The organism is Primorskyibacter flagellatus (assembly GCF_048268605.1).
GTDB classification, from domain to species: domain Bacteria; phylum Pseudomonadota; class Alphaproteobacteria; order Rhodobacterales; family Rhodobacteraceae; genus Primorskyibacter; species Primorskyibacter flagellatus.
In genome coordinates, this window is record NZ_JBLWVF010000007.1 from 72,071 (window position 1) to 87,600 (window position 15,530).

Below are 15,530 nucleotides of genomic sequence, written 5' to 3' on the forward strand. Positions count from 1 at the left end.
ACCTGCCCATATGCCAATATTTGACAGGCCCCCATCGCGGGGCCTGTTTGCATTTATGATGGGCTGTTGACGTAAGGGACGGCAAAGGTAAGGTGTTCACAACAGGGAGAAAACGCAATGGCCAAACACATTCGCTGGGGCATCCTGGGTGCCTCGAATTTCGCGTTGAACCACATGGCACCCGCGATTCACTCTGCGCGTGGCGGCATGTTCTCCGCGCTTGCAACCTCTGACGCTGAAAATGCAAAGCCTTTTGTCGAGAAGGTGCCCGGCCTGACGGTATTTGAGGATTACGACGCTCTGCTGGCCGACGACCAGATTGATGCCATTTATGTACCGCTTCCGAACCATCTGCATGTCGAATGGACACTGAAGGCCTTGCGTGCCGGCAAGCATGTTCTGTGTGAAAAGCCGATTGCCATGCGGGCCGATCAGATCGACGAGATCATTACCTTGCGCAATGAAACCGGGTTGCTCGCGGCAGAGGCCTATATGATCGTGCATCACCCGCAATGGCAGAAGGCCAAGGCGCTATACGAAGCCGGTGCAATTGGGGAGCTGATCCGCGTCTCCGGCGCGTTTTCCTACGATAACAGCGCCGATGGTGGAAATATCCGCAACAGGCCCGAAACCGGTGGCGGCGCAATACCCGATATTGGCGTCTATACCTACGGATCGACCCGCTTCGTGACAGGGCAAGAACCGCAGGAAATCCTATCCACCGCTATCCGTTATGAAAACGACGTGGATGTGTGGTCGCATATCACGGCAAAATTTCCGTCATTCCACTATACGGCCGTCAATTCCATGCGGATGAGCCCGTGGCAGGATATGACGTTCCACGGATCCGAAGGGGTGATGCGACTGACAGCGCCGTTCAATCCGATGGTCTACGGCGAGGCGCGCATTGATCTTCATCGCGCCAGTGGCGAGATCGCCGTTTACCGGTTTCCCGGCGACAATCACTATGTGCTTCAGGTCGAGGCGTTCAATCGGTCCGCGACGAGCGGTGCCGCATATGCCTGTCCGCTGGAGTTTTCTCGCGGGACGCAGGCGATGATCGACATGGTGTTCGACAAGGACCGGGGTTGAGCCGACGCCCCGCGGTTGGACCGTTCCCCGCACGGTCATCTTGCATAAGACGGGGCCGAACCATTGCTGGTGCGGCCCCATTATGATTGGTCCAATGCAACGCCCCGGAGATTGCCGATCAGGCGGCGGCGTTCTTGTTCGCTGTCTTGGTGGTTTTGGCGGCAGGTTCCGGCGCGTCCGAATTGGCGTCGATGAATTCCAACACCAACGGACGAATGTTCTGCCGCCAGCTCTTGCCCGCGAAGATGCCGTAATGGCCGGCACCCGGTTCCAGATGGCTGGCCTTCTTGGATTCGGGCAGGCCGGTGCACAGCGCCAGCGCCGCGACGCATTGACCGGGGGCCGAGATGTCGTCCTTGGCGCCTTCGACCGTCTTGACGGCAACGCTGGTGATCTTGCCAATATCGACCAGCTTTCCTTTGACGGTGAATTCGTTCTTGGCAATCTCGCAATTCTTGAACACCCGCTCCACCGTGGACAGGTAGAATTCCGCAGGCATGTCCATCACCGCAAGATATTCATCGTAGAATCGGTTATGGGCGTCATGGTCAGACGCTTCGCCGCGGCTGACACGCATGATCTGGTCGCTGAACGCCTTGGAGTGCCGTTCGGCGTTCATCGAGATGAACGAGGACAGTTGCAGCAGGCCAGGATAGACCATCCGACCGACGCCATTATACTTGAATCCCACACGTTGGATCATGGTTTCTTCAAGCTGACCCATTGTTACGCGTGCGCCGAAATCGGTCACATCCGTCGGTGCAGCATCCGGATCAATCGGTCCGCCGATCAAGGTCAGCGAACGCGGTTGCGCATCGGGATCTTCTTCGGCCAGATAGGCGGTGGCGGCCAGCGTCAGTGGTGCGGGCTGGCAGACGGCGATCACATGGGTGTCGGGGCCGAGATGGCGCATGAATTCGACAAGGTAGAGAGTGTAATCCTCGACATCGAACTTGCCTTCGCTCACCGGGATGTCGCGGGCATTGTGCCAGTCGGTCACATAAACCTCGCAATCGGGCAGCAACGAAATCACCGTCGAGCGCAGCAGCGTGGCATAATGCCCCGACATCGGCGCGACCAAAAGCACTTGCCGGGGTTTCGGGTCGCGCCCCTGTACTTTAAAGTGGATCAGGTCACCGAAGGCGCGCTGAACGACGGTCTGCTTGACCACAACGTGATCTTTTCCGTCTTCGCAAGTGATAGAGCGGATGCCCCATCCCGGTTTTACAGTCATTCGCTCGAAGGATCGTTCCGTCACCTCGCCCCAAGCCGCCATCCACTGCAACGCAGGGTTGGGAATCAGGGCAAACGCAGGGTAGGATGCAGCAGCCTTGGCCGTCGCTCCCAACCACTGGTTGGTGTTGCGAAGGGTCTCCATAAGGTCGTACGTCGCCATGTAGCGCATGTGCGTCTCCATAAGTCCGGGCAGGCAAGCCGGTTCATTTCGTCGCTTTGCCCCCCAACAAGAGGCGACAGGATATTTTATTCTGCGTAGCAGCAAAAGTAAGGGGGAAATTTTCCAATGACAACTAAAGACGTTGCCGCAGGGCAGAATTTGGATCGGCTGAAGGAAAATTTGGCGCGTGTTGAGGAGTTGTCGCAACGCTTGATGGCCGCGATGTCGCAAAAACAGCCGGTAAATCCGGCACTCAGCGGCCCGAATCAAGAGCTGTATACCAAGGCAATGCAGACCTATTGGACGGAGGCCGTTCAGAACCCGTCGAAGCTTCTTGAACACCAGATCGGATTCTGGGGCAGCTCTCTGAAGCATTTTGTCGAAGTACAACAGACGCTTGCGCGCGGAAAACTGGAGGCACCCGAAGATCCCGGCCCGAAAGACCGGCGGTTTTCCAACCCGCTGTGGGATTCGCACCCTTATTTCAATTTCATCAAGAAGCAGTATCTGATCAATGCGGATACGATTTCTCGTGCCGTCGAGGACATCGAGCATCTCGACGATACCGAAAAGCGCCGGTTGACGTATTTCTCGCGGCAGATCCTTGATATGATGGCACCGACCAATTTTTTCGGCACCAACCCGGATGCATTGCAGAAGGCGGTTGAGACGGATGGCGAGTCCCTGGTCAAAGGTCTCGAAAATCTGGTGTCTGACCTAGAGGCCAACAATGGCGAGTTGGTGGTGCGGCTGGCGGATGAGCGCGCCTTTGTGCTGGGCGAGAATATCGCCACCACACCGGGCGAGGTCGTCTATCGCAACAAGATGATGGAACTGATCCAGTACACACCGGACACCGATCAGGTCTATGCCACGCCGATCGTGCTGTTTCCGCCGTGGATCAACAAATTCTACATTCTCGACCTGAAAGAGCAGAACAGCTTTATCAAATGGGTGACAGAGCAGGGCTACACGCTGTTCGTCGTCAGTTGGATCAACCCCGATCCCAGCTATCGCGACGTGGGGCTGGAGGATTACATAGAGGATGGCTACCTGACTGCTTTTCGGGAAGTGAAAGAGATCACCGGACAATCTGAAGTAAACGCGGTGGGCTATTGCATTGCCGGGACCACGCTGTCGCTGACGCTGTCGCTGATGAAGCAGCGCGGCGACAAGACGGTAAAATCGGCCACGTTCTTTACCACGCTGACAGATTTCAGCGATCAGGGTGAATTCACCCCTTTCCTGCAAAACGATTTTATCGACGGGATCGAACAGGAGGTCGAGGCCAAGGGGATGCTGCCATCCTTTGTCATGGCGCGAACCTTCAGCTTTCTGCGGTCGACGGATCTTATCTACGGTCCGGCGATCAAAAGCTATATGATGGGGGAAACGCCGCCTGCTTTCGACCTGCTGTACTGGAACGGTGACGGTGCCAATCTGCCGGCCAAGATGGCCATGCAGTATCTGCGCGGCCTGTGCCAGCGGAACGAATTTTCCGAGGGCACGTTCGAACTTATGGGCCACACGCTGAAACTGTCCGACGTTGATGTGCCGCTCTGTTCAGTCACCTGCGAGACCGATCACATTGCTGCTTGGAAAGACTGCTACCGGGGTGTTCAAAAGATGGGAGCGCGGTCCAAGACCTTCATCGTGTCGGAATCCGGCCACATCGCAGGGATCGTCAATCCGCCGTCCAAGAAGAAATACGGGCACTACACCAACACCGATCTGAAGCAGGACGCAGAAGGCTGGATGGAGGGGGCTACCTTCACCGCCGGGTCGTGGTGGCCGCGGTGGGAGGAATGGCTGCGAAAGCGTTCTGGCAAGAAGGTGGACGCGCGAAAACCGGGTGATTCGGACCATCCGACGCTTGGGCCAGCCCCCGGAACCTATGTGACGATCAAGGCAATCCGCTGAAAGTATTGGTCAAATAAACAATTTTCTGCGGCGCAGCATTAAATTCTTGAAATGCCGCGCCGCAGCATGCATATTCCTGACAGACGCAGGAAACGGGGTGGGCCCGAGTTCAGCTTTGAAAGGAATTTAACAATGGCTAAGACACAAGATCCGACCGCAATGATGAAAGACATCATGGGCGCGTTCCCGGTTGACACGAAAGCAATGGAAGACGCGTTCAAGACCACAGCGACTCTGAACGAGAAGCTCTCGGGCGTTGCTCTGGAAGCTGCTGAAAAGTCGACAGAAATCTCTGCCAAGTGGGCCAAGGACACTCTGACCAAACTGGCAGACATGTCCAAAGCCAAAGCAGAGCCTGCCGATTACGCCAAAGCGATGACAGATTTCGCTTCCGCTCAGGCTGAAGTTGCTTCCGAGAACATGGCCGCTTTCGCTGAAATCGCGAAAAAGGTTCAGATGGACACGGTTGAGCTGATGATGGCTGCCGGCAAGGACATCTCCGAAGACGCATCCGCGGCTGTCAAAAAGGCAACCAACGACGCGACAGCCGCTGCCAAGAAGGCAACTGCTGCTGCAACTTCGAAGTAAGTTATAATAACGACTGCGCCAACTCCTCCCAACGCGGCGCAGAGGTAGGGGCGGGCTTTATGCCCGCCCTTTCTTTTTGTTCTGCACTCGCATAAGCTTTTCTGCATTGCTGCATTCTTGGGGAGAACCTTCTTGGCTGACACCGATAAACCGCTGCTGATCAAGCGCTATGCAAGCAGACGACTCTACAATACCGAGACCAGTGATTACGTCACACTTGAAGATATTGCAGGCTTCATTCGTGCGGGCCGCGAGGTTCAGATCGTCGATCTGAAATCCGGCGATGATCTGACCCGTCAATATTTGCTGCAAATCGTGGCCGAGCATGAAAGCAAGGGCGAAAGTGTCCTGCCGATCAATGTGCTCACCGATCTTGTGCGCAGCTATACGACGCAGGCAACCTCTGTCGTGCCTCAATTCCTTGCGGCCTCCTTCGATATGTTCCGCGACAGCCAGTCGAAATGGGTCGAGAATATGAACTCGATGAACCCGATTTCCAAGGTTCCGGGGTTTGAGGCAGTGCAGGCGCAGCAAGAAGCGTTTGTTAAGGCGATGACCAGCGGAATTGGCAACACCTGGACCGGCCCCGGCAAGGACCCCAACGCCGAGAGCGGCGATGAGGATCTTGACGACATCAAAAAGCAGCTCGCGGAGTTGCAGGCAAAGCTGTCCAAACTCTCCAAGTGACAAAGCCTGTGACCGGAGACGCAGTAAAAGCCCGGTTACATATCCCGTTTCTTGTTTGTCTGATCGCCGTCTTTCAGGTGCCGTAGGCAGGCAGGGGAGTCATCACTGCCGCAGCCGCACCGGTCAAGGCATCTGCCACGAATTTCAGTTCCGGCACCGTCAGTCGTGCCGGAAGACGTACATCGCAGGCCTGTTTCAGCATGGCGCGTGTCTTGGGCAGATCCGGTATTCCGCCCGGAAGAAACTTCCAATTCCAGAACGCGCGTGCATTGTCCGTGGACAGGCCGAAAATCTGTACCTTGACCCCGGCTGCTGCGGCGGCGTCGGCAAAGCGCGCCGCATCGGAACTGTCCATGCCGACAAGGTTGAACTGAATCGAATCCGGCGCACGTTCTTCGGGCGACAGCGGGGCAGGAACGTCCAGCCAAGGCGACTGGTTCAGCCGCTCCGCAACGAAATCGTGGTTTGCCCGTCCGTCACGCACCCTGCGCGCAAGTTCTTCCAATTGCGGGCGAATGACCGCCGCGCTGAGGTTGCCCATGCGCAGATTGTAAAGCGGCAGCAGATTCTGCCAGCGCTGGAACGCAGCCGCCAGCCCGTCATGCTTTTTCCAGTTATGCTCATAGGCGCCGGACATGATGACCGCCTGGGCAAAGATTTCCGCATCATCCGTGATCAGAATGCCGCCTTCGCCCGCGTTGATCAGCTTGTAGCTTTGGAAACTGAAACAGCCGATTTTGCCGATCGTACCGATCTTGCGACCGTCCCAGACCGTGCCAAGAGAATGCGCGGCATCCTCGATCACCGGGATGTCACGGGCATCGGCCAGTTCCATGATGCGGTCCATATCAGAGGTATGGCCGCGCATATGGCTGATCAGCACCGCCTGCACATCATCCAGCTTTGCTTCGAAATCTTCCAGATCAATACGATAATTCGTGCCGACCTCGCACAGGACCGGATGGCAATCCGCGTGGAGAACGGCAGAGGGCACGGCGGCGAAGGTGAAGGCCGGGATCAGCACTCGCGCGCCACGCGGCAGACCCAACGCCTTGAGCGAAAGGAACAGCGCGGCAGAGCAGCTTGACACCGCCAGCGCGTATTTCACGCCCATCATCTCGGCAAACTCGCGCTCCAGCAGGGACACCGGTGCGTCTTGGGCCGCGTGATAGCGAAATAGATCGCCCGATTGCAGCAGCTCCTCGACCGCTTTCAAGGCGGCTGCGGGGATCGGCTCGGCGTCATGCATCTTGGGTGCGGTGACCATATTTCAATTTCCCAAATAGACCTTTCTGATTTTGTAAACTTATGGCGCGAAACCGCAAAGCGAAAAATGCCCGCGTCACGGGGTTTTCATCGAATTGTCACATGGAAATGCGGTCAGACGCCCAGCCTGTCCCGCAGCGCGTACCAGCTCATCGCCAGTGCCAGTAGGGGATTGCGCATCATTGCGCCGCCGGGAAAAGGCTGCGCCGGGACCGCCGCCATCGTATCGAACCCGTCGGTCTGGCCTTCGATGGCGCGTGCCATAAGCTGACCGGCATGTACGGCCGTGCCCACACCATGCCCGGAATAGCCCGAGGCCGACAGGATGTTTGGTGCAACCCGTGCGAGATAGGGCATTCGCCGCATGGTGATCGCCAGCGTTCCACCCCAGGCGTGGTCGATGCGCACGCCTTTCAACTGCGGAAAGCTCTGCTCCATAGGTTTGCGGACCAGAGCCGCAATGTCCGCCGGAAACTTGTAGCCATAGCTTTCTCCGCCGCCGAACAGTAGACGGCCATCGTGGCTCATCCGAAAATAATTGACCACGAACCGGTCGTCAGCCACCGCGACATTCCTTGCTAAAACTTCGGCGGCACCGTCGCCAAGGGGTTCTGTTGCGGCAATGAAGTTGTTGATCGGCATGACCCGTGCCGCGACCTTGCGGTTCAACCCGCCCAGATAGCCGTTGCAGGCAAGGATGACCTGCTCGGCAATCACGCGCCCGCTCTCGGTCTGTACGGTCGCCGGGGTGCCTTGGATCAGGTGATGTACATGGCTCGTTTCATGGATCTGCACGCCCGCGTCGTGCGCTGCCTGCGCCAGCCCAAGCGCCAGTTTCAAAGGGTGCAGATGCGCGGCACCGTGGTCAAGAATGGCCCCCAGATGCTGTGGCGCGCGGCAGATCGCCTGCCAGTCGTTGGTTCGCAGCGCGTCTATCTCTTCGTAGCCGTAGCGCGCCGCCAGATGTTCGGCATAGCGGTGCAGCCCGTCCACTGATCGTTGCGAAGTGCCGGCCCAGCCCACGCCTGGCGTCAGATCGCAGGCGATACCGTGACGCGCGATCAGATCCTTTACCAGCGCCTTGGCATCCTCGGCCAGATCCCACAGCGCGTGCGCGGGGCCGTCGCCCATCAGCTTTTCCAGCCCGTCCTGCGTCAGTCGCTGCCCGGATCCCAACTGCCCGCCATTGCGCCCAGATGCGCCAAAGCCTACCCGATGCGCCTCGATCAGCACCACCGACCGGCCCGCCTGCGCCAGATGCAGCGCAGCCGACAGCCCGGTATAGCCGCCGCCCACCACGCAGACATCCGCGCGAACCTCGCCGCGCAGGGGCGCAAACGGCGCGAGAGGCGTGGCCGTCGCGGCATACCACGACGCCGGGTAGGTGCCTCGTCTGTCATTGGAAAACAGCAAATCCACGACGCAAGTTCCTGTTCGTTGTCTCAACTCAGATCAGGAAAGGAAGGGCCCGTTCCCTTTCCGGTAATCGAACGACTAGACGTTCAACAGCAGATGTTCGCGTTCCCACGGGCTGATCACTTGCAGGAACTCTTCGTATTCGGTGCGTTTCACGATGGAATATACCCGCGCAAATTCCGGACCAAGCACTTTGTGCAGCGCTTCTGCGCCGTCGAACACATCCAGAGCCTGTCCCAGCACGCGCGGAATATCGCCCTCGCCCTCATAGGCGTCACCACGGAACTGCTTTTGCGGGCGGATTTCCTCCATCATGCCCAGATAGCCGCAGGCCAGCGACGCGGCGATGCCCAGATAGGGATTGCAGTCCATCCCCGCCAAGCGGTTTTCTACGCGCCGTCCGTCGGGGCTGGAGAGCGGAATGCGAATGCCCGTCGTGCGGTTGTCGCGGCCCCATTCCAGATTGATCGGTGCGGCCTGATCCTTCACATAGCGGCGATAGCTGTTCACATAAGGGGCCATCACGGCAATGGCTGCGGGCATATAGGTCTGCAACCCGCCGATGAAATGGAAGAACGCGTCGGTTTCACCGCCCTGCGGTCCGGAAAAGGCGTTCAGCCCGGTTTCAACATCCAGCACCGAATGGTGGATATGCATGGCACTGCCCGGCTCGTCCGCGATGGGTTTGGCCATGAAGGTCGCGAAACAATCGTGGCGCAACGCGGCCTCGCGGATCAGGCGTTTGAAGTAGAACACCTCATCGGCCAGCTTCAGAGGATCGCCGTGTTGCAGGTTGATCTCCAACTGTCCGGCACCGCCTTCCTGCGTGATGCCGTCAATCTCAAACCCCTGTGCCTCGGCAAAGTCGTAGATGTCGTCGATCACCGGGCCAAACTCATCCACGGCGGTCATGGAATAGGCTTGCCGTGCGGCGGCGGGGCGGCCTGACCGGCCCATCATCGGCATGATGTCCTTGGCCGGGTCCAGATTGCGCGCCACGAGGTAGAATTCCATCTCGGGCGCCACCACGGGCTGCCAACCCTGATCGTGATAAAGCTGCAGGACACGGCGCAGCACATTGCGCGGCGCGTAGGGTATGGGCCGGTCCTTGCGATCATAAGCGTCGTGGATCACCTGCAACGTCCAGTCGCCGGTCCAGGGGGCTGCCGTGGCGGTGGCCATGTCCGGGCGCAGGATCATGTCACGCTCGATAAAGCCTTCGCGCTCGTCGGCAGCCTCTCCCCAGTCGCCGGTGATCGTCTGAAAGAAGATGCTGTCGGGGAGGTGAAAATGCTTCTGCCGGGCAAATTTGCTGGCGGGCACGGCCTTGCCACGCGCGATGCCGGGCAGATCCGAAATGATGCATTCGACCTCGTCAAGGCGGCGACCTTCCAGATAGGCGCGGGCCGGGTCGGGCAAGCCATCCTGCCAGTCAGTGTCGCTCATGTGATCCTCTTTTCCTTGAAGAACAGCGCAAACATCTCGGCCAGCCGCGCGCTGTCCGTGTCGGCGTCAAGGCGGGATAGCGCCTCCTGCCGCAGCGGATCGGGCACGACGCCTTGCGCCCGTTTGTCCAGCAGCCCCTTGAGATAGGTCCGGTCAATCTCGGGGTGCGGCTGGATGGTGAAGGCGCGATCACCATATAGCAGTGCCGCATTTTCGCAGAAATCGGTGGAAGAAACAATTTCGGCATCGTCGGGCGCCACCACGACCTGATCCTGATGCCAGGCGTTCAGGTTCACGGTCTCGCCCAATATGTCATAGCTGGTGCGCCCGACAGACCAGCCGCCCGCAAATTTCTCGACCTTGCCACCAAGCGCTTGCGCGATGATCTGATGGCCGAAACACACGCCGATCATGGGTCGTCCCGAGCCGTAGATGTCGCGGATCAATTCCTCCAGCGGCGGGATCCACGGATGATCCTCATACGCGCCAAAACGCGAGCCGGTGATCAGCCAGCCTTCGGCATCTTCCGGGCCGTTCGGAAACTCGCCGTCCACGACCGCGTAGTTGCGGAAGGTCAGGTCACGGCCTGCCAGAAATTGCGCAAAGATTTCCGGATAATCACCGTTCTCCGCGACAAGCTCTTGCGCGACATGACCGGTTTGTAAAATGCCAATAAGCATGGGGCACCAATGTTGGGGTTCTGCTCAAACCTAAAGATGCAACGGGCCGTCCACAAGGGGCGGCCCGTTGGCGTGTCACACAGTGTCGAGGTAGATTTCTACCTGTTCGGTCGGGCTAAGCTCGGCCATGTAGAACTTCTCTTGCTTCTTGGTCAGGACAAGGTTGCGGATCAATTCTGCCGAGAAGATGCGCGGGATGAAGCTGCTGGCCTCGAAGGCCTCAATGGCGCTGCCCCAGTCGGACGGGATATGCGGAAGGTCCTGTGTATAGGCGTTGCCGGTGATCGGTTCGCAAGGCTCGATCTTGTCTTCGATGCCCACCAGCGCTGCGCCAAGGATCGCTGTCAAAAGCAGATAGGGGTTCACGTCCCCGCCCGCCACGCGATGTTCGATCCGCCGCGCCACGGGTGCGCCCGATGGGATACGGATCGCCGAGGTGCGGTTTTCATAAGCCCAGCAGATCGCCGAGGGCGCATGTGCGCCGGGCACCAGCCGGTCATAGCTGTTGGCATGCGGTGCGAAGATCAGCGCGCTGTCATGCATGCCCGCAAGACAACCACCCACGGCATGACGCAGCATGTCCGTGCCCTTGGGGCCGCCATCGTCGAAGATGTTGTCGCCGTTTCCATCCAGAACCGAGAAATGCGTGTGCAGGCCGGAACCCGCGTAATCCTCATAGGGTTTCGCCATGAAGGACGCGGCAAAGCCGTAGCGCCGTGCCAGCCCTTTTACGAGGATCTTGAACAGCCATGCGTCATCGGCGGCGCGCAGCGCGTCGTCGCAATGCATCAGGTTGATCTCGAACTGGCCCAGCCCGGCTTCGGAAATGGCGGTGTCGGCAGGTATGTCCATCGCCTCGCACCCATCGTAGAGATCGGTGAAGAATGTATCGAACTGGTCCAGCGCGCGAATGGACAGCGTCTCGGCGGCCTTGCGGCGCTTGCCGGAACGCGGACTGATCGGCACCTGAAGGTTGCGGCCTGAATCGTCGATCAGGAAAAACTCCATCTCCATCGCGACAACCGGGGTCAGGCCGAGCTTCTTGTAGCGTTCGACCACCGCACGCAGCGCATGGCGGGGGTCGCCGTCATAGGGTTTACCACCGTCACGATACATCCAGATCGGCAGCAGCGCGGTCGGTGCCTCCAGCCAGGGCATCGGCATGAAGCCGCGCTCTGTCGGCTTCAGGATGCCGTCTTCGTCGCCGCTTTCAAAGACCAGCGGGCTGTCGTCGATATCCTCGCCCCATATATCAAGGTTGAGGACGGACATCGGAAAGCGGGTGCCGTCCTCAACCACCTTGTCGGCAAAGCGCGACGGCACGCGCTTTCCGCGCGGCTGGCCGTTCAGATCTGCCGCAGCCACACGAATGGTACGCACTTCGGGATGTTTGCGCAGGTAGTTTTTCATTGTCAGCTTGGACATAGGACACCGGTTTAGAATATGATCAAATCATCGATAGCTGGGCAGGGGCGGGCTTGGCAAGGGCCATGTCAACACGCGCCTTAACGCAGCAGGTTCGGGCGCACCCTCAGCTTTGGTCGCGCGTCCTGCGGCAGATGCCGATTGAGATGCCGGTTGATCAGCCCGAAAATTCCCACGATCACCAGCGTCAGCAGAATGAAATAGCCGGCGAGGATCGGGTAGGGGACAAACGGGTTGAACGTCTTGTCAGCGAAGTAGCTGGCGTAATACAGCGCATCGCCTTTCTGTTGCAGCGCCGGAAACCCAGAGAAGAAGACCAGCGTCGTGGCGTGGAACAGAAAGATCGCCTCGTTCGTATAGGCAGGCCATGCCAGCCGCAGCATCGTGGGCCAGACGATCCGGCGAAACCGTGGCCAGCCGGACATGCCGTAAGCATCTGCGGCTTCGACATCGCCCTTGGGGACCGACAAAAGCGCGCCATAGAAGATCTCACCGCTATAGGCGGCGGTGTTCAGAAACAGCACCACCAACGCGCCCGCCCAGGCAGAGGAAAAGGCGGTGAACATACCGGTTGCCTGTTTGAGGCTGAGAAACAGGAAGTAGGCGAAGAAGAATTGGATGAACAGCGGCGAGCCTCGGAAGATGAAAATGAACCACTCCGACAGTTTGCGCAGGACGCGATTGTTCGAGGCCTTTCCCATCGCCACGGCGGTGGCCAGGCAGAAGCCGCTGGTCAGCGCGCATATGCCGAAATAGATGTTCCAAAGCATCCCAGAGCCGATCAGGGTGACCTGTTGGCACAGCGTGAAACCCTCTCGGGGCAAAAGCCGTTCGCCAATCCCGAGCGAACGCAAACCGTAATCGGCAATCGTTTCCCAACAACTCATGGCGCTGTCCTGCCCCGGGCTTGACCCGGGGCCTTGCGGCAGGCGGGGCAGAGGTCCCGGATCAAGTCCGGGACGCGTGTCTCTGTGTCTCTTGCCATCATGTCGCCGCCTTGCGTTGCGCTTCGCCGCCGGTGGTGGCCTGACCATGTGTGAGGCGGGCCATCAGCCGCCCAAGGACAACCTCTGACACGCGGGTGAACGCCAGATAGAAAATCAGCAGGGCCAGAAAATACCACATTCGCCAGTCGCCATGTGGATAGTCGGTGAAACGCGGCGTCTTGGCACCGCCAAGCTCGCGCGCCCAGTAGACGATATCCTCGACCCCCAGCAGGAACAGCAGCGGCGTGGCCTTGATCAGAACCATCCACAGGTTCGACAGGCCGGGCAGGGCAAAGACCCACATCTGCGGCACCAGGATGCGCCAGAACACCTGCCTGCGTGACATGCCGTAAGCCGCGGCGGTTTCCAGTTGGGCATGCGGTACGGCCCGCATAGCGCCGAACAGGACATTGCCCGCGAAGGCCCCGAAGACGATGGAAAAGGTCAGCACGGCGAGAAAAAAGCCGTAGGTTTCGTGCATCCATTGCGGCGAATTGCCCAAGGGCAGCTTGGCTGCGGCGCAGACCACGAAATCGTTGCCTTGACGGATCGGCTGGTCCCAGTCAGCACATTTCACCTTGTGCCGCATCCATTCGAACGCCTGATCCAGTGCGATCACAAAAAACAGAAAGAACGCGATGTCGGGCACGCCGCGCACGATTGCGATATAGGCCTTGCCGATCCAGCGCAGCGGCGCAACGGCGGATCGCGCAGCACCGGCGGCGGCAAATCCAAAGGCCAAGGCCGTGGGGGCCGTGATTGCCAGCAGCAGCAGCACCGTGCCGAACGAGACGTAAAATCCCATATGCTTGCCGGTCGTCAGGTAGCAGGCAAACCACTGCAATCCGTCCAGAGCCGTGGGATCTGTGCAATAGCTGAAAATGGCAGACCTCCCTGGGCAGGCGGACGGGCGGAAATCAGGGGCAGCCGCAGCCGCCCCCGGATCGGATCATCAGAAGGCGGGCGAATCCTCGCCCAGATACTCAGCGATCATCGTGTTCAGCGTGCCATCATCCTTCATCGACTGGATCGCGGCGTCGAACTTGTCGCGAAGCTCGGGGTCGGACTGGCGGAAGGCCATGCCGATGCCACCGCCCAGAGGAATGTCGTCTCCCACGAACACCATCGCACCACCGGATTCCTCGACCGCAGGGATCAGAAAGTCCTTGTCGGCAAGCCCAGCATCCGCTTCGCCGCTTACAACGGCGGCGACGACTTCATCAGGGTTGGGAAACTCCAGCAAGGTGGCCCCGGTCTGGGCGATATGAGCGGCCTGAATCGTGCCGGTCTGGGCCGCGATCACCCCGTTTTCAATATCCACATCCGCAGTCGCACCAACATAGGAGGACGGCGATGGCGGCGTGTAGTTCTGGGTAAATGCGACAACTTCCTCACGCTCTGGCGTGATCGACATGCCGGCGATGATGGCGTCATAGTTGCCGGATACCAGGTTGGGGATGATCGAATCCCAGTCGTTGGTCACCCATTCGCAGGTCAGTTCGGCGCGTTTGCACAGCTCGTCGCCCAGAACACGCTCGAACCCGTCGACCTCACCGGCATCGTTGATGAAATTATACGGAGGATAGGCACCCTCTGTGCCCAGACGCACAACCGAATGGCTGGCGGCAAAAGCCACTGACGCACTGAGGGCCAGCGCGGCGGTGCCAAGGATCAAACTTTTCATGATACACTCCCTTATTGAGTTTTACGCCGTCTGCGTGGCACTTAGAAAGCCTCGCAGACGTTCCGATTTGGGCGCACCGAACAACCGGTCCGGCGCGCCTTCTTCCTCGATCAGGCCCTGATGCAGAAAAACGACGTGGTCCGACACATCAGCGGCCAGTTTCATGTCATGCGTGACGATCAGCATCGTCCGGCCTTCGCGGGCCAGATCCTTGATGACACGCACCACTTCCTGTTCCAGTTCCGGATCCAGCGCCGAGGTTGGCTCGTCGAACAGAAGTGCCTCGGGTTCCATGCACAAGGCCCGTGCAATGGCGGCGCGCTGTTGCTGACCGCCTGACAGCTGTGCCGGAAAGGCATTGGCCTTGTCGCCGATCCCGACCTTGACAAGATAGGCATGCGCGGATTGTTCAACCTCTGCCCGGTCACGGCCCAGCACCGTCACAGGAGCCTCCATCACATTCTGAAGGATGGTCATATGGGACCACAGGTTGAATTGCTGAAACACCATCGACAGGTTGGTCCTGATCCGCAAAACCTGTTTGGGATCGGCTGGCCGACGCGACAGGCCATCGCCGTGCCATTGCACGGGTTCCCCTTTGAACAGAATCTCGCCCTGCTGGCTGTCCTCAAGAAGATTGCAGCAGCGCAGCAACGTCGACTTGCCCGATCCGGATGATCCGATCAGCGACACCACACCCCCAACCGGAGCAGAGATGTCTACCCCTTTGAGAACCTCAAGTGACCCGTAGCGCTTGTGCAGGTCGTGGATCTCGATAACGGAACTGGTGTCTGCCAAAGTAAACCCATGCTGATAGCAATCCTACACCGCGTAGCATGGGCTGCTTTTTTGCCTCATTGCAACATTCAAAGTGCCCGGAACACATCGGGAATGCCAAATTGACGACACGGAAGGTAGCTTTTCCGACCCTTCCCCGGCTTGCA

The 15,530-nt window shown here is 59.0% G+C and carries 14 protein-coding genes; 4 read left to right on the forward strand and 10 right to left on the reverse strand.

What is annotated here, in order from left to right:
* The first annotated feature begins 117 nt into the window (after positions 1-117).
* Entirely contained in the window at positions 118-1,092 is a 975-nt protein-coding gene (locus tag ACN0WV_RS09980; RefSeq protein WP_417605452.1) for a Gfo/Idh/MocA family protein, read from the forward strand.
* A gap of 118 nt (positions 1,093-1,210) precedes the next feature.
* Here ACN0WV_RS09980 and phaZ read toward each other — a convergent pair whose 3' ends face one another.
* On the reverse strand, positions 1,211-2,497 hold the full coding sequence (gene phaZ / locus ACN0WV_RS09985; protein ID WP_084354819.1) for a polyhydroxyalkanoate depolymerase: 1,287 nt from the start codon (positions 2,495-2,497) through the stop codon (positions 1,211-1,213).
* A 117-nt stretch (positions 2,498-2,614) separates the two neighbouring features.
* On the opposite strand from phaZ, the gene ACN0WV_RS09990 reads away from it, so the two are divergent.
* From ACN0WV_RS09990 to phaR, 3 genes are all read left to right on the forward strand, one after another.
* Positions 2,615-4,408, forward strand: a complete 1,794-nt coding sequence (locus tag ACN0WV_RS09990) for a PHA/PHB synthase family protein (RefSeq protein WP_417605454.1) — start codon at positions 2,615-2,617, stop codon at positions 4,406-4,408.
* Positions 4,409-4,540: 132 nt separating this feature from the next.
* Positions 4,541-4,996, forward strand: a complete 456-nt coding sequence (locus tag ACN0WV_RS09995; RefSeq protein ID WP_417605594.1) for a phasin, PhaP — start codon at positions 4,541-4,543, stop codon at positions 4,994-4,996.
* A 132-nt stretch (positions 4,997-5,128) separates the two neighbouring features.
* Entirely contained in the window at positions 5,129-5,683 is a 555-nt protein-coding gene (phaR, locus tag ACN0WV_RS10000; protein WP_084354781.1) for a polyhydroxyalkanoate synthesis repressor PhaR, read from the forward strand.
* Positions 5,684-5,756: 73 nt separating this feature from the next.
* Here phaR and ACN0WV_RS10005 read toward each other — a convergent pair whose 3' ends face one another.
* From ACN0WV_RS10005 to ACN0WV_RS10045, 9 genes are all read right to left on the reverse strand, one after another.
* The gene (locus tag ACN0WV_RS10005; RefSeq protein ID WP_417605456.1) at positions 5,757-6,950 is read right to left on the reverse strand and encodes a DegT/DnrJ/EryC1/StrS family aminotransferase; all 1,194 of its coding nucleotides are present in this window, start codon (positions 6,948-6,950) and stop codon (positions 5,757-5,759) included.
* Between the two features lie 113 nt (positions 6,951-7,063).
* Positions 7,064-8,368, reverse strand: a complete 1,305-nt coding sequence (locus tag ACN0WV_RS10010) for an NAD(P)/FAD-dependent oxidoreductase (protein WP_417605458.1) — start codon at positions 8,366-8,368, stop codon at positions 7,064-7,066.
* A 75-nt stretch (positions 8,369-8,443) separates the two neighbouring features.
* Entirely contained in the window at positions 8,444-9,811 is a 1,368-nt protein-coding gene (locus tag ACN0WV_RS10015; RefSeq protein WP_417605459.1) for a glutamine synthetase family protein, read from the reverse strand.
* A complete protein-coding gene (locus ACN0WV_RS10020; protein ID WP_417605461.1) occupies positions 9,808-10,491 on the reverse strand; it encodes a type 1 glutamine amidotransferase in 684 nt (227 codons plus the stop codon). Before ACN0WV_RS10020 ends, ACN0WV_RS10015 begins: the two co-directional genes overlap by 4 nt.
* 75 nt (positions 10,492-10,566) lie before the next feature.
* Positions 10,567-11,901 (reverse strand): glutamine synthetase family protein, encoded by a 1,335-nt coding sequence (locus ACN0WV_RS10025; protein ID WP_417605596.1) that lies wholly within the window; start codon positions 11,899-11,901, stop codon positions 10,567-10,569.
* 95 nt (positions 11,902-11,996) lie between these two features.
* The gene (locus ACN0WV_RS10030) at positions 11,997-12,803 is read right to left on the reverse strand and encodes an ABC transporter permease (RefSeq protein ID WP_417605462.1); all 807 of its coding nucleotides are present in this window, start codon (positions 12,801-12,803) and stop codon (positions 11,997-11,999) included.
* Positions 12,804-12,900: 97 nt separating this feature from the next.
* Positions 12,901-13,785 carry an ABC transporter permease gene (locus ACN0WV_RS10035; RefSeq protein ID WP_084354802.1) on the reverse strand — a complete coding sequence of 295 codons (885 nt, stop codon included), beginning with the start codon at positions 13,783-13,785 and terminating at the stop codon, positions 12,901-12,903.
* Positions 13,786-13,854: 69 nt separating this feature from the next.
* Complete coding sequence (locus tag ACN0WV_RS10040; RefSeq protein ID WP_084354805.1) at positions 13,855-14,586, reverse strand: transporter substrate-binding domain-containing protein; 732 nt, start codon at positions 14,584-14,586, stop codon at positions 13,855-13,857.
* A 21-nt stretch (positions 14,587-14,607) separates the two neighbouring features.
* On the reverse strand, positions 14,608-15,384 hold the full coding sequence (locus tag ACN0WV_RS10045) for an ABC transporter ATP-binding protein (protein WP_084354808.1): 777 nt from the start codon (positions 15,382-15,384) through the stop codon (positions 14,608-14,610).
* Between the last annotated feature and the right edge of the window lie 146 nt (positions 15,385-15,530).